Consider the following 21,865-nt stretch of genomic DNA (forward strand, 5'->3'; position numbering starts at 1 on the left):
TTTCCTCCCTACCGAGGGGGCCGGAGGGGTGAGGGCGTGACCCAGGGGGGGTGGGGGGCCCGGAACCGCCCCGCCCCCGCCCCCGCCTTCCCCGCGTGTCCCGTTCTCCAGCCTTCCCGCGCGTCCTGGCCGCCGCTCTGCGCGCTGGATCTTTAGGCCTGAAAGTCGCTATCCGAAACCGGTGATCAAACCATAGGAATGGCTCCACGGCCTGACCGGCCACCCCCGACCAGAAGGAGCCTCACCCATGATTCGCCTTCGTACCACCTGTATGGCCGTCGCCGCTACCGCCGCGATGCTCGCCCTGGCCGCCGCGCCCGCCCAGGCCGCCCCGGGTGACGTCACGACCTCGTGCGCAAGCGTGGTCACCCCGGCCGGCTTCGTCGACGTGAACTGGGGCTACAGCAGCAGTTGCGGCACGGGGAGCTTCAGCCCGAACATCAAGCAGATCAAGCAGCTCACCGGACTGCCCGTCGGCACCGTGGTCCAGGCCTGCTCCACCACCTACCCGCCCGCGGGCTGGGTCCAGACCAGCTCCTACTACACCAGCAGCTGCGTCGCCTGGTCGAACCCGAGCCTCAACAACAACGCCTGGCAGCTGAAGCGCGTCTCCTGATCCGGCGCCCCCGGCGGCTCCGCTGATCCGCTGATCCGCTGATCCGCCCGGACCCTCGGTCGGGTGCCTGACCCGAGGACCTGACCGAGGGCGCCGGGACCGGACGCGCCGGGACCGACGTGATCAGCGGGCATGCTCGGGGCCGATCGAAGACCGTGCAGTTGTTGAGGCGCCAGTTGTCGCTGCACCCCGGCTCCGGTGAGCAAGTCCCTTCTCCGAGCGCTCGGATCGCGCGGTCGAGCAACCCCGTCGGCACGACCGCCATGCGGGCCGGAGACCGGCTGGACGGGCTGTGGTGCAACGGGGCTTCGCGGGCTGGTACCCGCGCGACGGACGCCCGGTCCGTCCGGGCAAGAACCCCACCCGGCCCAGGGCCAGGATCCTCGCTGCCGACGACGGCAGCCTGCCTTCCTCCGCCTCGGCGATCGTCTCCCTGCACGACACGACGGCTCGTCACGTCCGCCGCGGGCACATCATCAGCTGGAAGGGGTTCGCCGCACATGTCACCGGGACGAAACCTCGTTATCGAGACCGCCTTCCAGACCTACCCGGACGAGAACGACATCCCCCGGCCGAAGTCCTGGCGAGCCCTTGGCACCTGAGCCCGACCATCCAAGATCACCGACAGAGCCGAGCTCCGGCGCTGCTCGCGGATGCGCGACGGTGAACGCGCCCGGCTCCTGCCACGCTGCACAGGAAGTCGGCGGGTCCGACTTCCTGTGCGGGGTGGGGGTTCAGATACGGGCCGCTTGGGTGCGGCAGTGGGTGAGGGCGTACTTGATGCGGGTGTCGGGGTTGGGGGTGGTGGTGAGGAGTTCGCCGGCGGTAACGAGGGTGGTCCAGTACAGGGTGGGGTCGCCGGTGCGGGGCACGGGTCGGGCGGCGGCGAGGGAGAGGTAGGCCGCGGTGAGGTTTCCGGTGGTGAACCAGCGGTGCAGGCCGTGCTGGTGGCCGGGTCGGATGCCGCCCATGGCGTCGATGGCGAGCAGGAAGAGGTCGACGACGGCGAGTTCGGTGTCCGTGAGGGAGACGGGGACGTCGAAGACGCCGAGGGCTTCGAGGAGTTCGCCGGTGTCGGTCTCGGAACCGGGGCGGGGGTTGGCGAGGAGGGCGTCGTGGCACTCGTCGAGGCGGCGGATCGTCTCGGCGAGGGGAATGGTGAGGGCGAGGCAGACCGCGCGGGCGGAGGGGACGGGTTTGTGGGTGCGGCGGGCGAGGAGGGCGTAGGTGTCGGCGGGGGTGCGGCCGCGGGAGAGGGCGTGGCCGGCGAGGGTGGTGAGGTGCATGGGGGGTTCTGGGCTTTCAGGCGGTGACGAGGGCGGACGCGGGGGCGACGAGGGCCCAGACGTACTTGCCGATGCCGCCGGGGCGGTTGGCGCTGCCCCAGCGTTCGGCGAGCCGGTCGACGAGGAGCAGGCCTCGGCCGTGTTCGTCGTCGGGGGTCGGGGTGTGGAGGGTGGGGTGGTCGGTGCCGGCGTCGTGGACTTCCAGCCGCAGACGGGAGCCGGTGACGGTGAAGCGGACCTCGATGTGGCAATCGTCGGGGGCGTCGGAGTGCTGGACGGCGTTGGCGAACAACTCGCCGAGGAGCAACTCGGCGGTGTCGCGGTAGCGCTCGCCGGAAGGCATGCCCGCCAGGTAGGCGCGCAACAGGTACCGCGCCAGGGGCGTGGATTCGGTCCGCGAGTCAAGGCGCGCGACGAAAACGCGGGGCTGGTGGGTTTTGAGCATGGGGGTACCTCGAAGGGGCGGAGTGGGGACATGCGAAAGAAGTGCGGCATCACGCCGCACCTGTCTGATACGGCACCACCCAATGGTTGGCGTTAAGGCTCGATCACACGTACTGAAATCGCCACACCGAGCGAGGCCCGGTCCAAGCCTGGTAGGCGTATTGCACGTGACCACCCCTGACCAACTTGCTTTCCTGTCAACGTAGTTGCTGTAGCAAGTGGCCTGGAGCCGGGAATAGGCAGGCGGCGCACCATTGGTCACGCTCGAATCCTCGGGCAGTCCGACGGGACGTCATACCGCCTTTGCGGGACGTTTGGGACATCTGGCTGGTAGACCTTGAAACGTCCCTAACGTGGAAGGCCAACCGGTGAACAGCCCACTCCGTGACGCAATGACCCGTGCCAACATGACCTCGTCCAAGCTCGCGCGTGTGTGCGGCGTCGACCCCAAGACCGTCGACCGGTGGCTCGCGAACCCCTCGCGCGAACCCCACGCCCGACACCGCTCAGCGGCCAGCCGGGCCCTCGGCGAGGAGGAAGCCGTGCTCTGGCCATCCGTACAGCAGCTCGTGAAGTCGGGCCCGGACCGGGAGCTGGTGCAGATGTACCCGTACCGGTCCGCAGCACCGGCCACTCTGTGGCGTCATCTGATAAGGGGGGCAACCCGGGAGCTGACATTCGCCGGGTACACCAACTACTTCCTGTGGCTGGAGCATGCGAATTTCGGCAGTCTGCTTCGGCAGAAGCTGGCGGCTGGCGTCAGGGTCCGCTTCATCCTCGGCGTGCCCGGTCACCCGGTCACCCGTCAGCGCGAGTTGGAGGAGGACGTCCCCCTGAGTTTGACGACCCGGATCGAGGTCACCTTGTCCGAGCTTGCCAAGCTGCGTGACACGTCGATCGAGGCTCGACACGAGACCGCACACGTCTCACTCAGCGTGTTCCGTTTCGACGACGACATGATCGTCACGCCGCTCCTGCCGGGTAGGATCGGCCACGATGCCCCAATGATGCACCTCAGGCGGGCCCAGGACGACGGGGTGTTCGATCGCTTCGCCGGTCACATCGAGGATTTGTGGGCGAACGGCCGTGACGTATGGACGGCCCCGGCAGCAGAGGTGGTGGATCATGCCCAGGCGTGATTACGAGGACGACCCGAACGCCCCGGCCGCCAACTCGCTGGTCCCGGCCGCATCCGTGGTCGTGGTCGACGATGCGGGCCGTGTCCTGCTCCAGCGGCGCAGCGACAACGGGATGTGGGCCCTGCCCGGCGGAAAGATGGACATCGGCGAGTCGCTCGCCGGGTGCGGCATCCGCGAGACGTACGAGGAGACCGGCATCGACGTCGAGATCACCGGGATCGTCGGCACCTACACCGACCCCCGCCACGTCTTCGCCTACGACGACGGCGAGGTCCGCCAGGAGTTCTCCATCTGCCTGCTCGCACGCCCGGTCAGCGGGAAGCTGCGGGTGTCCGACGAGTCCCACGAGGTGGCCTGGTTCACCCCGGCCGAGACGGACGGGCTGCCGATGGTGGCGAGCATCCGCAAGCGGCTGGCCGACTGGCGCTCCGGGGCGATCCCCGTGGTGCGCTGACACGACTGGTGCGCGCGGGAGGTCGTGGCGGCGGTGCCGCCGCGGGCGGCCCGCCTGCCGCTGGTTGTTGATCTCCGCGAGATGCTGGCCCTGCCGAACTAGGGACGCCGGGCGAGCAGTTGGAGCAGCCCGGTGACCGCGACGCCTGCCACGATCTCCCGCCGGTCGATCATGTCCTGGATCCGGGAGATCGGGATCCACTCGATCCGGTCGGCCTCATGGGTGTCCGCCGGCGGTGCGACATAGGTGGCGCCGTGGGCAAGGAACACGTGGTGCTCGGCGTTGCTCATGCCGCCGATGGGCTGGGTGTAGGCGAGTGCCTCGACCTCGTCCACCTGCCAGCCGGTTTCCTCGAACACCTCGCGGACCGCTGCGGCCTCGAGGGATTCTCCGTCCTCAACGATGCCGCTGGGGATCTCCCAGCTCCAGGTACCCGTCGCGAAGCGGTGCCGCCACATCATCAGCACCTCGTCCCGATCGTTGATCACTACGACGGCGGCAACCGGTGCGAATCGCACCAGGTGGTGCTCGTACCGGTCCCTTCCGAGCGGCTCGACGTCGACCAGGTCGAGCCGCACCCACGGGCTGGTGTAGACGGGACGGCTGCCGTGGACGGTCCACTCGCTGCTCACTCGTACCTCATGATCTCGGTGGGGCGGGTCGGCGCCATCCTGCCAGAGGTGCCTGCGACGGCGGCACGGCCGACGACCGGTACTGGAAGCGCATGACCGAGCCCGCTCCCGACGGATACGCCGACTCCCCGGCCCTGGTCGGCAACGCTCGGCTCGCTCCGGCGTTGAACTCGGCGATCAGATGCGGAAGTTCCGCCAGCGAGTCGATTCGGAACGTCGCCTGCCCTGCGGCCGGATCGTGCTGCTGGATCCAGCCCCACGGCCCGCGCCGGATCAACGCTGTCCGCATCTCCGCTGCTCGGGCGGGGAGCACGTCGCTGTCGAGCCGGTCACCGACGTAGAGGATCTCGTGCGGCTCGGCGGGTGTCACCTCGGCGACGCGCTCGAAGAAGGCGAGGTCCGGCTTGCTCACGCCCAAGTCGTCAGAGGTGCCGATCAGGTCGACGTCGTCCGTGAACAGTCGGCGAAGGATCGGTCCTGTCGCACGCTCCTGACCCTCCCCAACCGGGCGCTGGTCGGGTCCACGGAGACGCCTCAACGGAGACACCTGGAACAAGATGCCGAGATGGTGGCCCGATGGGTCGATGGATACGATCGACTCCAGGTCAACGCGCTCAGCCAGCCGGACAGTTCGGCCATGATCCGGGAGGAACGGAAGGAACTGGACCATGCATGACCCAACGGGCGCCAAGTGGCGCAAGAGCACCTACAGCAATGGCGGGGGCGGCTGCATCGAAGTGGATGACGCGCACCCGGGCAGGGTCCGTGACTCCAAGGACCCCCAGGGGCCGACTCTGGTCTTCCCATCCGAGGCCTGGGCGTCGTTCGTCGCTGCTGTCCGCAGCGGCGAGTTCGGCGAAGTCTGAACCGCAGGCCCTGGCGTCCTGGCCCGGGACGGTTCCAGGAGCATCGCGACGTGCGGTGAAGAGGCTGCCGGGCGCTCCGTCGGGGCCGCCGGTTCGCAGCCGACTTCCTTCGCTGTCCGGGGACACCGTGAGCAACTGACGCCAGGACTCGTGGTCGAATCCGGCGGCGTTCGACCGCGATGCCCTGAGCGGCTGCTGGAATGGCTGGCGGTCAGGTCGTGAAATCACCACCCGCCGTTCCGAGGATCAGACGCGAGGGGGCGATCGGCGTGTCGAACCCGATCGCCGCGACGACGAAGAACGAGATTCCGATACCGAAGGCCACGGAATGGGGCTGGTCGAGGTTGAACGTGTTCTGACCGTCCAGCCCGGTGCGGTGTTCGCCTTCGCCGGCGAGGTCCTCGAATTGCTGGATGGGCCCTCCGGAGGCGTCCCAGACGTGCACCCGGGTGAGCCGGCCGAATCCGACGTCGGTCTTGAACAGGACGAAGACCCTGACCAGGTTCGTCCGGACGTCGTTGACGATCACCGGCGTCGGTACGGCGATGTGGAACCAGCTGGTCTTCCCGGGTGTGATGTCCACGTCGGAGCCCCACCCGAAGTGTCCGTTGCGGCTGAGGTTCTCGGGATTCTCCACCACCATGGCGTTCCCGTGGACCCAACTCGCCTGCAGCGCCACAATACCCACCTCCTCGGCAGGTTATTTCTTTTCTTGCAGTCTCACACTCCGGAGCCCTGGCTCACAAGAGTCCGGCCCCGCATACTTTCTGCTGTCGCGGGCCCATTACCGATTCGTACAGTAACGGTGAAGGCGGCGGCTCGCCGCATGAGCCCGGACACGCAATTCGCCGAACTCCGGCTGGAGACGGACGGCCGGCCGGCCATCGCGCAAAGCGCCCTTTCCGGCGATGACCGGCTGTGCGCACTTCCCGCGATGCGGGTACGCGCTCGCCGACGACATCGAGGACGTCCACGCCGCGGGGGGAGGCGGACCGGGCGAACCCCCCCCCCCAACCCGCGGGGCGGCGGGGTGGTGGGTCAGGCCGGGTGGACGAGGCGGCTTTCGTAGGCGAGGACCACGGCCTGGATCCGGTCGCGGAGTTCGAGTTTCTGCAGGATGCGCCCCAGGTGGGACTTCACGGTCGCCTCCGCGAGGTACAGGGTGGCCGCGATCTCCGCGTTGGACAGGCCGCGGCCCACCTGGACGAGCACCTCGCGTTCGCGGGCGCTGAGCCGGCCCAGCCGCTCGTCGTGCTCGGGGTTGCGGCCGTCGGGGATGTGCGGGCGGAGGTTCTCCAGCAGGCGGCGGGTGATCCGCGGGGAGATCACCGCGTCGCCCGCGGCGACGTTGCGGATCGCGGTGAGCAGTTCCTCGGGCCGGGCGTTCTTCAGCAGGAAGCCCGAGGCTCCGGCGTTGAGTCCGGCGAAGGCGTACTCGTCCAGGTCGAAGGTGGTGAGGATGAGCACCCTGCTGTGCGGGGAGGCCGCGACGACCTGCCGGGTCGCCTCGATCCCGTCGGTCCCGGGCATCCGGACGTCCATGAGGACGACGTCGGGGCGCAGTTCCCGGGCGAGGCGTACGGCCTGGGCGCCGTCGGCGGCCTCGCCGACCGGTGCCATGTCGGGCTGGGCCTCCAGGACGGTGGCGAAGGCCATGCGGAGCAGCGCTTCGTCGTCGGCGATCAGGATGCGGATCGTCATGCGGGCGCCGCTTCGCCGCTGTCGAGCAGCAGGCGGGTGTGGACTCCCCAGCCGCCGCCCGGGAGCGGTCCGGCCCGCAGCGTCCCCCCGTAGGCGGCCGAGCGCTCGCGCATGCCGGGGATGCCGTGGCCGGACGGTGCGGCGGTGGCAGTGGCGGGTTGTGGCGGGCGGGGGCCGCTGTCGGTGACGTCCACGGTGACGGCCGCGGTCGAGCAGTGGATGCGGACCGTGGCGCGGGTGCCGGCGGGTGTGTGCTTGAGGGTGTTGGTCAAGGCTTCCTGTACCAGTCGGTAGACGGTGAGTTGGGCGGTGGCGGGGATGTCGGCGTGGCCGCCGCGGACGTCGAGGCGGGTGGGCAGTCCGGCGGCGCACATCTGGTCGGCGAGGGCCTCCAGTTGGGCGATGCCGGGCAGCGGGTGGCGCTGCGCGTCCGGTTCGTCGGCGCGCAGGACGCCCAGCGAGCGCCGCATGTCGGTCAGGGCCTGGCGGCCCGTCTCGGAGATCTGGAGCATCGCGGTGGTGGCCCTGTCGGGCGACCGGTGCTGGGCGTAGACGGCGGCGTCGGTGAGCGCGACCATGACGGACAGGTTATGGGTGACGATGTCGTGCATCTCCCGGGTGATGCGCGTCCTTTCCTCGGCGACGGCCAGTCGCGCCTGCTGTTCCTGTTCGTGCTCCAGGCGGGCGGCCCGTTCCTCCAGGGCCGCGAGGTAGGCACGCGTGGTGCGCACGTTCACGCCGAGGACGGCGGCGGCGACGACCATGGCGGTGACCGCGACGAACGGGGTCAGGAACGCGCCTTCCGTCGCCCAGCGCAGGCAGGCCAGCAGGGCGCCCGCCTCCACGAGGGCGCCGGCGACGAGCGTGCCGCGCCGGCCCGAGGTGGCGGCCACCGTGTAGAGGGCCACCAACAGGGCGACGTCAGCGGGCAGTTGGACTCCCGCCAGCCACTGGACGAGGGCCGCGGCCGCCACCGCGGCGAACACCGTGCGCGGGACCCGGCGCCGCCACAGCAGGGGCAGCGCGAGGGCGGCGGTGAGCGCCACGGCCACCGGCAGCTCGTGCGGCGGGCGCGTGGTCGCGGCGTTGAGGAGCAGGAGCGCCGGCAGCAGCGCGTCCCGTACCGCGGGCGGCAGCCGGGAGCCCCAGCGTGCGGCGGCTTTCACCGGTCGCGCCGCTCGTACGCGGGCGAGGTCGGCGTACTGCGTCAGTCGTGGGGCCGTGCCCGCCCACCACGTCCGCACCCTCGCCCGCACAGGCACGGGCGCCCGCACAGGCACCCGGTCCCGGTGGGCGTGGCCGGGTTCCGCGGCCGCCTCGTTCATCGCACGTCCCTGTCGATTCGGCGTCATGGTGGCCCCGGCCGGGGCCACCGCCGCCCCGGCACGGACCGCTGCCCGGTACGCGTACCGCGGCCCTGTTCACGGTAGGCCGCCGGCCCGCGCGGCACATGCGTCCACCGTCTGATCGCGCCGGGCCGGGATACGCCCGCAGGAGGAGTCCCGATACCTCCCGTGGTCGCAGTGCGGCCGCCGATCCGGCGTGCTCGACTGCTGCCGCGGTCGTACGGGGATGTTGCGCGGTTTGCGACCCCGGTCGCCCACGGCGGCGACCCGTGATCGATGCGGCGGCGCACGCCCGGCGCCGAGCATGGCCGGGTGACCGAGAACATCGCGGGACTGCCCATGTCCCCCCTGGAGATCCTCGCCCTGCTGGGTGCCGTCGCGCTGGTGGCGGCGCGCTGGCTTCCCCCCGCCGCCCGCCCGCGCGTGACGATCGCGGCGGGGGCGCTCCTCGTACCGTCCGCGCTCGCGCTGGCCGTGACGGGGATCCGCTGGCAGCTGCTGCCGGTCCTGGCCGGCGCCGCCCTCGCGGCGCCGTTCGCCCTCTCCCCCCTGCTGCGGCGCCGGCGCCGTACCGGCCGGCCGGCGTGGCGGGCCCGCTGGTGGCTGGCGCTGCCGGGATCGGTGGCCTGCGCCGGCCTGATCGCCACCGGCCCGGTGGCCGCCTGGGCCTTTCCCGTGCCCGTGTTCCCCGAACCGTCGGGCGCCTTCGCGGTCGGCACCCGTGTGCTGCAGTGGACCGACCCGCGCCGCCCCGAGACCTTCACCGCCGATCCGAACGACCTGCGCACCGTCGTGGTCCAGCTCTGGTACCCGGCGCGGAAGAGCCCCGCGGGCACGCGGCGGGCCCAGTACCTGGGACGCACCGAGCGCGAGGCGCGCACCGTCTCCGAGGCCCTCGCCCGCGGCGTCGGCCTGCCGGGCTTCCTGGTCGACGGTGTTCCGCGGGCCCGCAGCCGTTCGGTCTTCGACGCCCCGGTGGCCGGCGGTGGCGAACGGTTCCCGGTCGTGCTGTTCTCCCCCGGGTCGGGCGGGGTGCGCACCCAGAACACCGCCTGGGCGGAGGAACTGGCCAGCCACGGCTACGTGGTCGCCGCCCTCGACCACCCGTACGACTCCGCCGCCGTCGTCCTCGCCGACGGCCGGACGGTCACCACCGAGACCGCCTCCAGCGGCGACCGGGACAAGGACGACGAGCTGGCGGCCGGCTGGACGGCGGTGCGGGCCGCCGACCTCGGCTTCGTCCTCACCCAGCTGGACACCCTGGACCGGGGCGGGATCGCCGACCCCCTGACCGGACGCCTGGACACCGGCCGGGTCGCGGTGAGCGGCCACTCCATGGGCGGCGCCGCCGCCCTGCAGGCGGCCCGGCAGGACCGCCGCTTCGCCGCCGTCCTCGACCTGGACGGCTACCCCCACGGCCCCACCACACCCGCCCTCGACCGGCCCACGCTCGCACTCACCCAGGCCCTCACCCCGGGAACCGACCCGCGCTACCTGCCCCGCCTCACCGAGGCACTCGACTCCAGCACCGCGACGAGCTACCGGCTCACCGTCCCCGGCGCCGCACATCTCACCTTCATGGACGGCCCCCTGTACCTGCCGCCCGTGCCCTCGCTCGTCGGCTCCCTGGGCCGCACCGAGAGCCCGCGCGTCGTCGCCGCGGCCACCCTCGCCTTCCTGGACGCCGTTCTGCGGGACCAGCCCGGCGACCCGGCCGGCGCCCTGCGGGCCTACGGCGACCTGAGCGTCCACCGCCCGGGCGGCCATGGGTGAGGCCGGGTGACGGGCGGCCCGGCGTCGGCCCGGTGACGGGTGGTTCAGCGCCGGCCCGGTGACGGGTGGTTCAGCGCCGTACGGGTGAACGAGCCGGGCGGCCCGCTCAGTGCCGGGCGACCGGTTCGGCCGTGAGCGCGCCGAGGAGGCCGAGCGCCTCCTCGGCCCGGCTGCCGGGCGCGGCCGTGTAGACGACCAGCAGGTGGTGCGCGGTGCCGGGGGCACGGAAGGTCTCGTAGTCGAGGGCGACCTCCCCGACGGCCGGATGGTGGAAGCGCTTGCGGCCGTGGCTCTTCTCGTGCACATGGCGCCCGGCCCACAGGGTGCGGAACTCCTGGCTGCCGAGGGAGAGTTCACCGAGCAGGCGGACGAGTTCGGGATCGTGCGGCCGCCGCCCGGCGGCCATCCGCAGGATGCCGACGGTGGTGCGGGCGGCCTCCGCCCAGTCGAGGTGGACCTCGCGCGCGTCCGGGTCGAGGAAGAGCCGGCGGGCCATGTTCCGTTCGCGCGGCGGCAGACGGGGGAAGTCGGCGATCAGCGCGGCGGCCATCCGGTTCCAGGCCAGCACGTCGTTGCGGTCGTTCATGACCAGGGCGGGGGTGTCCGCCATCGCCTCGACCACCCGCCACAGCGCCGGGCGCAGCGCCTCCGAGCGCCCCGCCGTCCGGCCCACCGCCCGCCCCGCCGAACGCCCCGCCGCCCCGCCCGCCGCCCGGCGCGGCGGGCGGGCCAGGTCGTACAAGTGGGCGCGTTCGGCGGGGCCGAGCCGCAGCGCCCGTCCGATGGCGTCCAGCACCTCGTCGGAGGGCCGGTCGGCGCGGCCCTGTTCGAGGCGTACGTAGTAGTCGGTGCTGAGCCCGACCAGTTCCGCGACCTCCTCGCGCCGCAGTCCCGGCACCCGCCGGCGGCCGGTCGGCGGCAGCCCGGCGTCCTCGGGGGTGAGCAGGGCGCGGCGGGTGCGCAGGTACTCGCCGAGGCTGCCGGCGAGCGGGTTCGGGTCGGCCATGCGTTCCAGTATGGGGGCGCCGGGGGGTGCCGTTCGGGGGTGCGGGGCCCGCAGGGTGGCCCTGTCGGACCCAGGGAACGGGACTCCCTTCCCGCCGCTCGCACGGCCCGCCGACGATCGGCGCATGACCACCTCCGCGAGCCCTCCCACCTCCGCGAGCCCTCCCACCTCCGCGAGCCCTCCCACCTCCGCGAGCAGCCTCCCGGCGGCGGCGGGCGTCGGCCGGGACCGCTACCGGGCCACCGTCGCCGCGGTCGGCTGCGCCGGCGTGATGCTGCCGTTCTCGGTGACCGGCGCCGCCGTCGCGCTGCCCGACATGGCCGCCCGCCTCGACGCCTCGCCCGACGCCGCCCAGTGGATGCCGAACGCCTTCAACATCACCTTCGCCGCGCTGCCGCTGGCCGCCGGCGCCCTCGCCGACCGGCTCGGCCGGCGCCGGGTGCTGCTGGCGGGGATCGCGCTGGTCGGCGCGCTGTCCCTGGTGGTCGCGCTCGCGCCGTCGATGGCGCTGGTGGACGCGGCCCGCGCGGTGCAGGGCTGCGGGGCGGCGGCCGTCCTGGCGGCGGGCTCGGCGGTGCTGGCCCACTCGACGTCCGGGCGGCGGCGCCGGGTGGCCTTCGGCGTGCTCGGCACGTCCTTCGGCACGGGCCTGGCGGTGGGGCCCCCGGCGGCCGGCGCGCTGGTGCAGGCGGGCGGCTGGCGGGCGGTGTTCCTGCTGGTCGCGGCGCTGGCCGTGCCCGCGTACCTGTGCGCCGTCCGGGCGCCGGAGTCCCGGGCACCGGGCCGCGCGCCGATCGACCTGGGCGGGCTCGGCTGCTTCACCGCGGGGCTCGCCGCGCTGTCGTTCGCCCTGGTCCGGGCCACCGGCACCGGCTGGACCGCGCCGGGCACCCTGCTGCCGCTGGCCGGCGCGGCCCTGCTGGTGGCGGCCTTCGCGGTGGTGGAGCTGCGCCGGGGGCCGCGGGCGATGTTCGACGTCCGGCTGTTCCGGCGGCCCGAGTTCCTCGCGGTCGTGTGCCAGCCGTTCACCGTGACCCTCGGCTTCGTGGTGCTGCTGGTCTACCTGCCCGCCTACCTCCAGGGGGTGGGCGGGCGTTCCGTGCTGACCAGTGGTCTGCTCCTGCTGCCGCTGACGGTGCCCGTCCTGCTGCTGCCGCTGCCGGCCGGGCGCCTGGCCGCGGCGTTCTCCGTCCGTACGGTGCTGACCGGTGCCTCGGCGCTGATCGCGCTGGGCGCCCTGCTGCTGGTCACGGTGCGCGGCGGCGCGGGGTGGGCGGCGCTGACGGTACCGCTGCTGCCGTTCGGGGCCGGGGTGGGGCTGGCGTTCGGGGTGATGGACGACGCGGCGGTGGGCACGGTGCCGGTCGAGCGCGCCGGGGCCGCGGCCGGCGTCTTCAACACGATGCGGATCACCGGCGAGTCGGTCGCGGTCTCGGGCGCGGCCGCGCTGCTCACCACGCTGACCGCCGCTCACCTGCCCGGCCTGCCGGGCGGCGAGGCGGCCCGGCTCGCCGCGCGGGCCGTCCAGGGGCAGGTGGACCCGGCCCGGCGGGAGGCGCTGGCGGCCGGGTTCACCGGGGCCCTGCACGTCCTGGGGGTCGTCCTGGCGGTGCTGTCCGCGGCGGGGGCGGTGCTCACCCACCGGGCTCTGCGGGAGCGGGGCGGGCGGGATTCGAAGGTGCGCCGGGGGTGAGCCGGGGGTGCGCCGGGGCGGTGCGCCGGACGGGCCGATGCCCCGTTGACGGCCGTGCCGCGCCCCTCTACAACGGAGCACAGGCCCCGATCCGCAACGGAGCACCGGCCCCGGACAGGCCGGCCCCGCCGCGGGGCACCACCGTCCACCGGGGCGGGCCCGACAGGTCCCGAGAGTTCCTGAGTTCCTGAGAGCTCGTGAGGAGCAATGCCATGGCTCCAGACGACAGCCGCTGCCCGGTGCTGGACATGACCGCCCGGCGCGTCCACCAGCAGAACGCGGAGTTGCGCGCCGCCGGACCCGCCGTACGGGTCGAACTCCCCGGCGGCATCATCGCCTGGTCCGTGACCCGCAGCTCGGTGATCCGCGCCCTGACCGGCGATCCCCGGATCTCCCGCGACCCGCGCAGGCACTGGCCCGGCCTGGCCTCGGTGCCCGAGGGGTGGCCGATGGGGCCGATCGCGTTCCAGCAGAACTTCTTCAACCTCTACGGCCGCGAACACCGCTCGGCACGACGGCAGATGGCGCCCTCCTTCTCGCCCCGCCGGGTGTCCGGGCTGCGGCCCCGGATCGAGGCGACGACCGCCGCCCTCGTCGGCGCGTTCCGCGGCCTGGGTCCCGGCGAGGCCGTGGACGTCCGCCGGGCCCTGTCGCTCCCGCTGACCATGACGGTGATCTGCGACCTCTTCGGCGTGCCCGCCGACATGCGGCCGCGGATCGGCACGTCGATGGACGCCCTGCTGACGACGACGGCCACGGCCGAGCGGATGACCGCCTCCCGGGCGGCGATCAACGTGGTGCTGACCGACCTGCTGGAGCTCAAACGGCGCTCCCCCGGGCCCGACCTCGCCACCGACGTGGCCGCCGTCGACACCGGCGACGGGACGGGCCGCAGCGAGGAGGAGTCCCGCGACATCCTCTTCCTGATGCTGGGCGCCGGGTACGAGACCGCGGTCAACCTCATCACCAGCGCCGTCCAGGCGCTCCTCACCCACCCCGGCCACCTGGCCCGGGTCCGCGAGGGCGGCCTCGGCTGGGGGGACGTCATCGAGGAGACCCTGCGCCACGAGAGCCCGGTGATGCACATCCCGCTGCGCTACCCGCTGGAGGACATCGACCTCGGCGAGGGCGTGGTCGTCCGGCGGGGCGAGCCGATCCTGCTCGGCTTCGGCGCGGCCGGCCGGGACCCGGAGGTCCACCCGCAGCGGCCGGACGACTTCGACCCGACGCGCCCCGACAAGGAGCACCTGTCCTTCGGCCACGGGCCGCACTTCTGCCTGGGCGCGCCGCTGGCCCGCCTGGAGGCCGAAGTGGCCCTGGAGGGGCTCTTCGGCGCCTACCCGGGCGCCGTCCTGGACCCGTCCAGGGCGGCGCCGGCCCGGTTGGAGTCCGTCATCATCAACGGCCCGTCCGAGCTCTGGATCGTCCCCACGCCCGCCCCGGCCGCCTGACCTCTGCCGCGAACGCCCGTTGTGCGCGCGGTCGTTGCGGTCGGGCCGGCCCGGGAACCGGCCGAGGAAGGACTACGGGGTCACGGGGTCACGGGGTCACGGGGCCGAAGATCGTGGTCGGCCTCGTCTGCTTCGGGGTCTCCAGGCTCTGCAGGCAGAGGGTGTACTTGGTGCTGCTGCGCTTGTAGGTGAAGTAGCCGTCGGCGGTGGGGAACTTCCTGCACGCGGCCTCGCCGTCGTCGGTGTCCTCCTCGCGGCCCACGACGCGGGCCTCGGCCTTGGGGTCGGAGCAGGGCACCACTTCGACGTCGGGGTTCTTGTCGACGAGGCCGGGCAGGGCGGCGGCGATCGGGTTGTTGTTGTGGATGCAGTCGCCGGCCTTGGCGAACTCGGGGTCGCGCTTCGCGACGAGGTAGATCACCGTGATCAGCAGCGCCGGGATGAGCACGCCGAGGATCGTGGGCCGCAGGTACACCGGCTTGCCGGGGTCCATCGGCGGGCGGGGCGCGCCGGGCAGCGGCTCCGCCAGCTTGTCGACCTTCAGGCGCTGCGGGATGTTGATCAGCATGATGATCGGGTTGACGATCATCGAGGGGATGCCCCACCAGCCCTGCCAGAGGCTGTCGGAGGTCATCTCGCGGTGGGTGGCGATGCCGCAGCTGCGGCAGAACGGCCCCCGGGTCTTCAGGTACTTCAGGATGATGATGAGGCCCAGGTGCCCGCGGAAGGTCGCGTCCACGGCCGGGACGGATCCGCAGTGCCCGCAGCTGAGCTGCCCCTCGCCGTAGCCGGGCAGGCCCGGGCCGGGTGCCGGGGCCTCGGAGGCGGGCTCGGTGGGCGCAGCGCTCTCGGGCAGCTCGGCAGACTGAGTGGAAATGGTGAAATCCCCCGTGACGGTCACGAATATGTGCGTCGGGAAACCTACCGCTGCCGGGGAGCCGGGAGGACCGATTTATTCACCGGCCGACGGAAGGTCGCCGAACCGTGATCACAAACCGGCCGATCGATGCCGAAACCTCCCCGGTCGGGCGTCCGACCGGCCCTGTCGGTGGCCCCGCGTACGGTCGTCCCATGGATGACCAGCAGGAATCGCACACGGCCGGAACTCCGGTGCACGGGGCGGCGTACGGGCCGGGAGACGACGTACGGCGGGCGTGGGGCCGGGTGACGGGGTGGCTGGAGCGGCACGACCCGGCGGTCTTCGCCGCCCTCGGCGGCCCGGCGAGCCGGGAGGACGTCGACCGGGCCGAACGGCGCATGGGCCTGACGCTGCCGCAGGAGTTGCGGCAGTGGCTGCTGGTGAACGGCATCGACGCCGGCACGCAGCCCGACATGCCCTCGTGCCTGGTGACGCGGGCCTGCGCCGTGCCCCTGCCCGGCGGCCACATCCTGCTCGGCCTGACGGACATCCAGCGGGTCCACCTCAGCCGGACGGCCCTGGAGGAGGCGGAGCCGTCCGAGGACCCCGACTGCCCGTTCTGGCGCCGTACCTGGGTGCCGGTCGCCGCGGAGCGCGACGGCCTCTACGGGACGTTCCTGGACACGGCCACCGGAACCGTCGGCACGTGGGCGGAGGCGTACTGCCCCGAGGAGGGCGTGTACGCCTCGCTGTCCGCGTTCTTCCACCATGCGGCGGACTGGCTGGAGGGAGCCCCCACGGGAGATTGGACCGGCCCCGGCAGGCCCGCCGCCTCCCGCGAGCCCGACCCCCGGCCGCAGGACGAGCCGATCCGCCGCTGGGCCCGCACCCACGGCTTCCTCGTCAACGACCGCGGACGCGTCCCCTCGACCGTCCGCGAGGCCTACGAGGCGTCCCGGCGGTGAGCGGCCCCGCCGCCCCGCCGATGGCGCGGCGGCGAGGCGGTGCAGCCGTCGGCCGTGGCACCCGGTGGTGTGCGGCGCACGGAAAAAGAGTGAATCGGCGACCCTCGGTGGTGCCCGAACTGGCCTCGTGCGCGGCCTCAACGGCGCCCTGGCCGCACCGCGGTGGCCGTCCGGGATCCCTGGGGCGGGCGCCTGCCGGCAGGCGCCCACGCGGCCGTCCACGCCCTCATCAAGAGGGCTCTGACCTGGTGTTATTCCGAAATTCGCCTAGGCTGTGGAGTTCTGCCGGGACACCTTCGGAGGGGACACCGTGTGCCAGGAATCCAGCAGTTACGACGCCGCCCGCATCCAGGTGCTGGAGGGGTGGGAAGCCATTCGCAGGCGGCCCGGGATGTACATCGGCTCGACCGGTGAACGCGGCCTGCACCAGATGGTGTTCGAGGTCGCCGACCGGGCGGTGAAGGAGGTCCTGGCGGGCCGCGCCGGCCGCGTCGAGATCACGCTCGGGTCCGACGGTGGCGTGTGCGTCGCGGACGACGGCCCGGGCGTTCCCGTCCACGACGAGGGGGCTGCCGGCGAGCCCGGCCTCGGAGCCCTGCTGACCCGTATGCACGCCGGAGCGGGGATCCGCGGCGGCCGCCACGACGTGATGCTCGGCTACAACGGCGTCGGGCCCACCGTCACCAACGCCCTGTCGAGCCGGCTGACCGCCGAGGTGCGGCGCGAGGGGGTCCGCTGGGAGCAGGTGTTCGAGCGCGGTGTCGCGGTCGCCCCGCCCACCGAGGCGGGCCCGGCGACCGGCAGCGGGACCGTCATCACCTTCTGGCCGGACACCGGGATCTTCGGTGCGGCCGAGTGCTCGTTCGGTGAACTGGCGGACCGCTTCAGGGAATTGGCCCTGCTGAACCGGGTCCTGGACATCTCGCTGACCGACCGGCGCGGCCCGGGCGAGCCGCGGTCGGTCCGGTTGCGCTTCCCCGGCGGGACACGGGACTTCGTCGCCCTCCTCGACGACCGGGACGCGGCACCCGCTTCCACGGACATCATCGGCTTCGAGGGCGAGGACCCGCGGATGGCGGGGACGGTGGAAGCGGCCTGGCGGTGGCGCGGTCGCGGCGAGGAGAGGATCCGGAGTTTCGCCAACGGCCGGCCCACGCCGCGCGGTGGCACGCACGAGGCGGGCTTCCGGGACGGGGTGGCGGCCGCGCTCGACGCGTGTGCGCGCAAGGGGCTCCTGTCGGCCGCGCCGGACCCCGTCCTGACCGCCGAGCAGGTCTGCGCGGGCCTGACGGCGGTCGTGTCGGTGAAGCTCGACGCTCCCGAGTTCCACGGCTCCACCTGGGACGTGCTCGGCGACGACACCGTGCGTGCCTGCGTCGCGCAGGCCGTCCGGGACCACGTGGGCACCTGGCTGGAGCAGCACCCGGAGCAGGCCGCGGCCGTCCTCGGCCGCCTCGTCCACGGCACCTGAGCACCCGGCCCCGCCGCCTCCCTCGAAGCGGCGGGGCCGGGGCGTTCGACAAGGTGTCAGGCGGGGCGGATGCCCGGGTTGCCGGCCTCGGTGGTGAAGGAGGCGGCGGTGGACAGGGTGCCGCCGGGGCGGGTGATGTGGGAGACCACCCGGTAGTCGGCGCGGACGCGGTGGCGGTCCAGGGTGAGGACGGTGTAGCCGCGGCGCCCGTCGTAGAACTTCATGTGCGGGTTGGCCGACATGAGGTTGTTCCAGTTGGAGGGCTTCTCCTCGCCGTCGCCGTCGCTGCTGATCGAGGTGCCGACGAACTCCACGCCCACGGTGCGGGAGCCGGGGTCGTCGAAGTTGCGCTTGACGTCCAGGGCGTAGGCCACGTGCACGTCGCCGGTGAGCAGTACGAGGTTCTTGACGCCGGAGCGGTCGACGGCCTGCAGGAAGCGCTCGCGGGCGGCCGGGTAGCCGTCCCAGGCGTCCATGGAGAGCTTGGAGCGCTCGGCGGTGGTGTTCTTGCGGCGGGAGAAGACGACCTGCTGGGGCACGACGTTCCAGGTGGCCCTGGAGCGGCGCAGGCCCTCGGCGAACCAGCGTTCCTGGGTGGCGCCCATCAGGGTGCGTCCGGCGGCGTCGGACTCCGGGGTGGGGTACTGCCAGCCGTCGCCGTTGGCCTGGTCGTCGCGGTACTGGCGGGTGTCGAGGATGTCGAACTGGGCGAGCTGGCCGAAGTGGACGCGCCGGTAGAGGGTCAGTTCGGTGCCGTGCGGCTGGGGCATGCGCAGCGGCTGGTTCTCCCAGTAGGCGCGGTAGGCGGCGGCGCGGCGGGCGACGAAGGGGGCCGGGTCCTGGTTCTTCTCCGGGATGCCGGCGGCGTAGTTGTTCTCCACCTCGTGGTCGTCCCAGGTGACGTACCAGGGGTGGGCGGCGTGCGCGGCCTGGAGGTCGGGGTCGTTCTTGTAGAGGGAGTAGCGCAGCCGGTAGTCCTCCAGGGTGGTGGTCTCGTGGTTGAAGTGGGCCGCGAGGGTGCGGTCGGTGTACTTGCGGTCGCCGCCGGTGGCGTCGATGCCGTATTCGTAGATGTAGTCGCCGACGTGGAAGACGGCGTCCAGGTCCTCGTTCGCGAGGTGGCGGTAGGCGGTGAAGTAGCCGTCCTCGTAGGCCTGGCAGGAGACGAGGGCGATGCGGGCGCTGTCGAGCTTCCGGCCGCGCGGCGGGGCGGTGCGGGTGCGGCCGACGGGGCTGGACCAGGAGCCGACGGTGAAGCGGTACCAGTACTCGCGTCCGGCGTCGAGGTCGTCGACGTCGACGTGGAGGGCGTAGTTGAACTCGGCGTGGGCGCGGGCGGTGCCGCGGCGCTCGACGCGGCGGAACTTCTCGTCGCGGGCGATCTCCCAGGCGACCTTGACCGAGCCGGTGGGCGGCAGGCCGGCGCCGGGCTCCAGGGGGCGCGGGGCCAGGCGGGTCCACAGCACGACGGCCTCGGGGGTGGCGTCGCCGGAGGCCACGCCGAGGGTGAAGGGGTTGTCGCCGATGGCGCGCGGGGCGATCTCGTTGTCGGCGGCGTGCGCGGAGGGCAGGTTGACGCCGAAGGCGAGCGCGGCGGCGGCCGAGGTGACGGTCAGGAAGCGGCGCCGGTCCAGGCGGGCGGCGGCCTCGCGCAGCATCCGGTCGGGCGTGGGGTGGTCGGCGGGGCGGGTCATCGGCGTGGTGGCCTTTCGCAGCTCGGGGGTGTGCGAAGGGAATTGGAGTGGACCGCCCCGTACGGCGGGGGTCGGGATCACGGCAGCAGAGTGATCATCCGGTGGGAGAGCGGTGAAGGTCCGGCACTTCACCCCGAACCGGACGGAAGGCTGCATTCCGGTTGCGTTCGCCGTGTCCCGACCGGCCCCGACCGGCCCCGGCCGGCCCCGCCCCGCACCCCGCGGGCCCCGGCACCCGCCCGTGCGCCCGGTGGGTGCGGCCCGCGCAATGGGCAGGTCAAGGCGCGCGGGCCGGACGCCTTCGGGCGGGCGGGCCCGGGCCGGACGCTCAGACGACTTCCAGGTTGGCCATCATCCCCATGTCCTCGTGCTCGGCGTTGTGGCAGTGGAAGAGGTAGCGGCCGCGGTAGCCGTCGAAGCGGGTGATGATCTCGGCGGACTCCCCCGGGCGCAGCGAGACGGTGTCCTTGAGGCCGGCGTCGTGGGGCAGCGGGGGCCTGCCGCCGCGGGTGAGGATGCGGAAGCCCACCAGGTGGAGGTGGACGGGGTGGTGGACGTCGGCGATCAGGCGCCAGATCTCGGTGTCGCCGAGGGGGACGGTGACGTCGGTGCGGGCGGGGTCGAAGGGGCGGCCGCCGATCAGCCAGCCGTGGCCGCCGTTCATGCGGCCGGCGCGGAAGGCGAAGTCGCGGGTGCGCACGGCGTCCTGGCGGCTCCATTCGGGCAGGTCGGTCGACAGGACGGGTGGGATGCGGCTGTCGTCGGCGGCGGGGCGGCGGGTGATGCGGAAGGCCATGATGTCGCGGGTGCGGCCGGTGCCGAGGCGGTTGACGAGGCGGACCAGGGAGCCGACGGGGGCGGCGGCGAAGTCGACGACGAGGTCGTGGCGTTCGGCGGGGGCCAGGGGCAGGGACTGGTGGGTGACGGGGGTGGCGAGCAGGCCCTGGTCGGCGCCGACCTGGACGAGGTCGAGGCGGCGGCCGTCCTCGGTGCGGGCCTCGATCTCGTAGTGGCGGGCGTTGGAGGCGTTGAGCAGGCGCAGGCGGTGGCGGGCGGCGTCGGTCTCGTGGACGGGCCAGGGGGCGCCGTTGACGAGGACGACGTCGCCGAGGACGCCGGCGAGGTGGGGTTCGGTGACGCCGGGGCGCTCGCGCAGGGTGGGGTCGAGGGAGGGGTAGGTCAGGGCGCCGTCGGCGGTGAAGGCGCGGTCGGTGATCATCAGGGGGATCTCGCGGGGGCCGGCGGGCAGGCCGAGGGCTTCCTCGGCGTCGTCGCGCACGATGTGCAGGCCCGCGAGGCCGCGCCACAGGGCGGGGGCGGTGAAGTCCATGCGGTGGTCGTGGTACCAGAGCAGGGTGGGGCGCTGGTCGTTGGGGAAGGTGTAGTCGCGTGTGCGGCGGCTGGTGACGGCGCGGGGGTCGGTCATGGCGCCGCCCATGCCCGGCATGCCGTCCGCGCCCTGCATGCCGGGCATGACGTGGGGGGTCTCGGGCCAGCCGGCGGGCAGGACGAGGTCGGTGGGGTAGCCGTCGGAGTCGGCGGGGGTGTGCCCGCCGTGGAGGTGGACGACGGTGGGTACCGGCAGTTCGTTGCGGTGGGTGACGGTGACGGGCCGGCCGCGGCGGGCCTCGATGGTGGGGCCGGGGAAGGTGCCGCCGTACGTCCACAGCCGGGTGGTGAGGCCGGGCAGGATCTCGGCGTCGGTCTCGCGCTGGACGATCTCGTAGCGGTCGGCTCCGCCGTCGGTGGACAGGGGCTTGGCGACGGCGGGCAGCGGCAGCGGCACCCGGTAGGGGGGTGGCAGGGCGGCGGTGCTGCGCAGTTGGGCGCCGGTGGTGGCGGGGCGGCGGGCGAGGGTGGCGGCGGTGGCGAGGCCGGTGGTGGTGAGCAGGCCGAACGCGCCGCCGATGCCGATGATCTGACGGCGGGTCATGCCGAGCGGGCGGCCGGGGCGGGGTTCAGTCACGGTCGCCCTCCCGGCGGGCGGGGCGGCGGGCGGGCAGCGGGGTGCTCCACAGGGCGATGGTGAGGACGACGGTGGCGGCGATGGTGGCCACGCCCAGGGGCAGGTGCAGCCACAGGGCGCCGTCGCGTCCGGCGAAGTACTGGACGGTCTCGGCCGCGACGACGGCGAGGGTGGCGGCCGCCGGCCAGCCGCGGCGCAGCCGGATCCACACCACGAGGGCGGCGATCAGCTGGAGGTAGCCGAGGGAGGTGACGGCGTTGGCGCCGGCGGCGTGCCAGGAGAGGGCGTCGTAGTCGCCGCTGAGGTAGACGCCGGCGAAGACGGGCTGGCCGAAGACGGCGGCGGTGTGGGCGGCGGCCAGGGCGCGCAGGGTCCGTCCGGCGGGCCCGGTCCGCTCCCCCGCGGCGGACCGGGCCCTCGGCTCCGGTGGGGTCCTGTCGGCGGCGATGGCCATGGGCGTCCTTCCTCGAACCGTTGCCGGGCCGCGCTGTGTGCCGGTGCGC

21 protein-coding genes are annotated in these 21,865 nt (G+C 73.3%); 9 read left to right on the forward strand and 12 right to left on the reverse strand.

Going from position 1 to position 21,865, the window contains the following annotated elements:
- Nucleotides 1–247 precede the first annotated feature (247 nt).
- On the forward strand, nt 248–616 hold the full coding sequence (locus ACFVGO_RS25415; RefSeq protein ID WP_359915459.1) for a hypothetical protein: 369 nt from the start codon (nt 248–250) through the stop codon (nt 614–616).
- Between the two features lie 734 nt (nt 617–1,350).
- Here ACFVGO_RS25415 and ACFVGO_RS25420 read toward each other — a convergent pair.
- Together ACFVGO_RS25420 and ACFVGO_RS25425 are read right to left on the reverse strand one after the other, a co-directional pair.
- Nucleotides 1,351–1,902, reverse strand: coding sequence for a hypothetical protein (locus ACFVGO_RS25420; protein ID WP_380634232.1), 552 nt, complete (start codon nt 1,900–1,902; stop codon nt 1,351–1,353).
- 16 nt (nt 1,903–1,918) lie between these two features.
- A complete protein-coding gene (locus ACFVGO_RS25425) occupies nt 1,919–2,347 on the reverse strand; it encodes an ATP-binding protein (protein WP_380634234.1) in 429 nt (142 codons plus the stop codon).
- A 391-nt stretch (nt 2,348–2,738) separates the two neighbouring features.
- Here ACFVGO_RS25425 and ACFVGO_RS25430 point away from each other — a divergent pair, with 391 nt between their 5' ends.
- Nucleotides 2,739–3,485, forward strand: a complete 747-nt coding sequence (locus tag ACFVGO_RS25430) for an XRE family transcriptional regulator (protein WP_359915454.1) — start codon at nt 2,739–2,741, stop codon at nt 3,483–3,485.
- A complete protein-coding gene (locus ACFVGO_RS25435; protein ID WP_380351841.1) occupies nt 3,472–3,939 on the forward strand; it encodes an NUDIX hydrolase in 468 nt (155 codons plus the stop codon). Before ACFVGO_RS25430 ends, ACFVGO_RS25435 begins: the two co-directional genes overlap by 14 nt.
- 98 nt (nt 3,940–4,037) lie before the next feature.
- Here ACFVGO_RS25435 and ACFVGO_RS25440 read toward each other — a convergent pair whose 3' ends face one another.
- Nucleotides 4,038–4,571: an NUDIX hydrolase gene (locus ACFVGO_RS25440; protein ID WP_359915450.1), complete on the reverse strand. Its 534-nt coding sequence runs from the start codon at nt 4,569–4,571 to the stop codon at nt 4,038–4,040.
- 7 nt (nt 4,572–4,578) lie between these two features.
- On the reverse strand, nt 4,579–5,241 hold the full coding sequence (locus ACFVGO_RS25445; RefSeq protein WP_380634238.1) for an HAD family hydrolase: 663 nt from the start codon (nt 5,239–5,241) through the stop codon (nt 4,579–4,581).
- On the opposite strand from ACFVGO_RS25445, the gene ACFVGO_RS25450 reads away from it, so the two are divergent.
- Nucleotides 5,240–5,437, forward strand: coding sequence for a DUF397 domain-containing protein (locus tag ACFVGO_RS25450; RefSeq protein WP_359915447.1), 198 nt, complete (start codon nt 5,240–5,242; stop codon nt 5,435–5,437). The genes ACFVGO_RS25445 and ACFVGO_RS25450 overlap by 2 nt on opposite strands.
- A 211-nt stretch (nt 5,438–5,648) precedes the next feature.
- Here ACFVGO_RS25450 and ACFVGO_RS25455 read toward each other — a convergent pair whose 3' ends face one another.
- From ACFVGO_RS25455 to ACFVGO_RS25465, 3 genes are all read right to left on the reverse strand, one after another.
- The gene (locus ACFVGO_RS25455) at nt 5,649–6,116 is read right to left on the reverse strand and encodes a DUF6623 family protein (protein WP_359915445.1); all 468 of its coding nucleotides are present in this window, start codon (nt 6,114–6,116) and stop codon (nt 5,649–5,651) included.
- A gap of 359 nt (nt 6,117–6,475) precedes the next feature.
- Nucleotides 6,476–7,138: a response regulator gene (locus ACFVGO_RS25460; protein WP_380634241.1), complete on the reverse strand. Its 663-nt coding sequence runs from the start codon at nt 7,136–7,138 to the stop codon at nt 6,476–6,478.
- Entirely contained in the window at nt 7,135–8,304 is a 1,170-nt protein-coding gene (locus ACFVGO_RS25465) for a sensor histidine kinase (RefSeq protein ID WP_380634243.1), read from the reverse strand. Before ACFVGO_RS25465 ends, ACFVGO_RS25460 begins: the two co-directional genes overlap by 4 nt.
- Nucleotides 8,305–8,760: 456 nt before the next feature.
- Here ACFVGO_RS25465 and ACFVGO_RS25470 point away from each other — a divergent pair, with 456 nt between their 5' ends.
- Entirely contained in the window at nt 8,761–10,257 is a 1,497-nt protein-coding gene (locus ACFVGO_RS25470) for an alpha/beta hydrolase family protein (protein ID WP_380351835.1), read from the forward strand.
- A 106-nt stretch (nt 10,258–10,363) separates the two neighbouring features.
- On the opposite strand, the gene ACFVGO_RS25475 is transcribed toward ACFVGO_RS25470, so the two are convergent.
- A complete protein-coding gene (locus ACFVGO_RS25475; protein WP_380634245.1) occupies nt 10,364–11,263 on the reverse strand; it encodes a helix-turn-helix transcriptional regulator in 900 nt (299 codons plus the stop codon).
- Nucleotides 11,264–11,387: 124 nt separating this feature from the next.
- Here ACFVGO_RS25475 and ACFVGO_RS25480 point away from each other — a divergent pair, with 124 nt between their 5' ends.
- Together ACFVGO_RS25480 and ACFVGO_RS25485 are read left to right on the forward strand one after the other, a co-directional pair.
- A complete protein-coding gene (locus ACFVGO_RS25480; protein WP_380634247.1) occupies nt 11,388–12,956 on the forward strand; it encodes an MFS transporter in 1,569 nt (522 codons plus the stop codon).
- Between the two features lie 212 nt (nt 12,957–13,168).
- The gene (locus tag ACFVGO_RS25485) at nt 13,169–14,407 is read left to right on the forward strand and encodes a cytochrome P450 (RefSeq protein WP_380351831.1); all 1,239 of its coding nucleotides are present in this window, start codon (nt 13,169–13,171) and stop codon (nt 14,405–14,407) included.
- Nucleotides 14,408–14,495: 88 nt separating this feature from the next.
- Here ACFVGO_RS25485 and ACFVGO_RS25490 read toward each other — a convergent pair whose 3' ends face one another.
- On the reverse strand, nt 14,496–15,308 hold the full coding sequence (locus ACFVGO_RS25490) for a hypothetical protein (protein ID WP_380634250.1): 813 nt from the start codon (nt 15,306–15,308) through the stop codon (nt 14,496–14,498).
- Between the two features lie 170 nt (nt 15,309–15,478).
- On the opposite strand from ACFVGO_RS25490, the gene ACFVGO_RS25495 reads away from it, so the two are divergent.
- The gene (locus ACFVGO_RS25495) at nt 15,479–16,231 is read left to right on the forward strand and encodes a histone-like nucleoid-structuring protein Lsr2 (RefSeq protein ID WP_380634252.1); all 753 of its coding nucleotides are present in this window, start codon (nt 15,479–15,481) and stop codon (nt 16,229–16,231) included.
- Between the two features lie 310 nt (nt 16,232–16,541).
- Nucleotides 16,542–17,702 carry an ATP-binding protein gene (locus ACFVGO_RS25500; protein WP_380634254.1) on the forward strand — a complete coding sequence of 387 codons (1,161 nt, stop codon included), beginning with the start codon at nt 16,542–16,544 and terminating at the stop codon, nt 17,700–17,702.
- Nucleotides 17,703–17,758: 56 nt separating this feature from the next.
- Here ACFVGO_RS25500 and ACFVGO_RS25505 read toward each other — a convergent pair whose 3' ends face one another.
- The 3 genes from ACFVGO_RS25505 to ACFVGO_RS25515 all read right to left on the reverse strand — a co-directional run bounded on the left by ACFVGO_RS25505 (nt 17,759) and on the right by ACFVGO_RS25515 (nt 21,816).
- Entirely contained in the window at nt 17,759–19,396 is a 1,638-nt protein-coding gene (locus ACFVGO_RS25505; protein ID WP_359906447.1) for an alkaline phosphatase D family protein, read from the reverse strand.
- A gap of 328 nt (nt 19,397–19,724) precedes the next feature.
- Nucleotides 19,725–21,362 (reverse strand): multicopper oxidase family protein, encoded by a 1,638-nt coding sequence (locus ACFVGO_RS25510; RefSeq protein WP_380634255.1) that lies wholly within the window; start codon nt 21,360–21,362, stop codon nt 19,725–19,727.
- Complete coding sequence (locus ACFVGO_RS25515; RefSeq protein WP_380634256.1) at nt 21,355–21,816, reverse strand: hypothetical protein; 462 nt, start codon at nt 21,814–21,816, stop codon at nt 21,355–21,357. The genes ACFVGO_RS25510 and ACFVGO_RS25515 overlap by 8 nt, the downstream gene beginning before the upstream one ends.
- Nucleotides 21,817–21,865: the final 49 nt, after the last annotated feature.

Origin of the sequence: Kitasatospora sp. NPDC057738 (assembly GCF_042798815.1) — a bacterium.
Classification (GTDB): Bacteria; Actinomycetota; Actinomycetes; order Streptomycetales; family Streptomycetaceae; genus Kitasatospora; species Kitasatospora lactacystinica.

Excerpts from the sequence above, each read along its gene's own strand:
- ACFVGO_RS25425 (WP_380634234.1), bottom strand. The coding sequence starts at position 2,347 with ATGCTCAAAACCCACCAGCCCCGCGTTTTCGTCGCGCGCCTTGACTCG.
- ACFVGO_RS25435 (WP_380351841.1), top strand. The coding sequence starts at position 3,472 with ATGCCCAGGCGTGATTACGAGGACGACCCGAACGCCCCGGCCGCCAAC.
- ACFVGO_RS25505 (WP_359906447.1), bottom strand. The coding sequence starts at position 19,396 with ATGACCCGCCCCGCCGACCACCCCACGCCCGACCGGATGCTGCGCGAG.
- ACFVGO_RS25430 (WP_359915454.1), top strand. The coding sequence starts at position 2,739 with ATGACCCGTGCCAACATGACCTCGTCCAAGCTCGCGCGTGTGTGCGGC.
- ACFVGO_RS25470 (WP_380351835.1), top strand. The coding sequence starts at position 8,761 with ATGCGGCGGCGCACGCCCGGCGCCGAGCATGGCCGGGTGACCGAGAAC.
- ACFVGO_RS25445 (WP_380634238.1), bottom strand. The coding sequence starts at position 5,241 with ATGGTCCAGTTCCTTCCGTTCCTCCCGGATCATGGCCGAACTGTCCGG.
- ACFVGO_RS25450 (WP_359915447.1), top strand. The coding sequence starts at position 5,240 with ATGCATGACCCAACGGGCGCCAAGTGGCGCAAGAGCACCTACAGCAAT.
- ACFVGO_RS25460 (WP_380634241.1), bottom strand. The coding sequence starts at position 7,138 with ATGACGATCCGCATCCTGATCGCCGACGACGAAGCGCTGCTCCGCATG.
- ACFVGO_RS25480 (WP_380634247.1), top strand. The coding sequence starts at position 11,388 with ATGACCACCTCCGCGAGCCCTCCCACCTCCGCGAGCCCTCCCACCTCC.
- ACFVGO_RS25495 (WP_380634252.1), top strand. The coding sequence starts at position 15,479 with ATGGATGACCAGCAGGAATCGCACACGGCCGGAACTCCGGTGCACGGG.
- ACFVGO_RS25420 (WP_380634232.1), bottom strand. The coding sequence starts at position 1,902 with ATGCACCTCACCACCCTCGCCGGCCACGCCCTCTCCCGCGGCCGCACC.
- ACFVGO_RS25415 (WP_359915459.1), top strand. The coding sequence starts at position 248 with ATGATTCGCCTTCGTACCACCTGTATGGCCGTCGCCGCTACCGCCGCG.
- ACFVGO_RS25475 (WP_380634245.1), bottom strand. The coding sequence starts at position 11,263 with ATGGCCGACCCGAACCCGCTCGCCGGCAGCCTCGGCGAGTACCTGCGC.
- ACFVGO_RS25485 (WP_380351831.1), top strand. The coding sequence starts at position 13,169 with ATGGCTCCAGACGACAGCCGCTGCCCGGTGCTGGACATGACCGCCCGG.
- ACFVGO_RS25515 (WP_380634256.1), bottom strand. The coding sequence starts at position 21,816 with ATGGCCATCGCCGCCGACAGGACCCCACCGGAGCCGAGGGCCCGGTCC.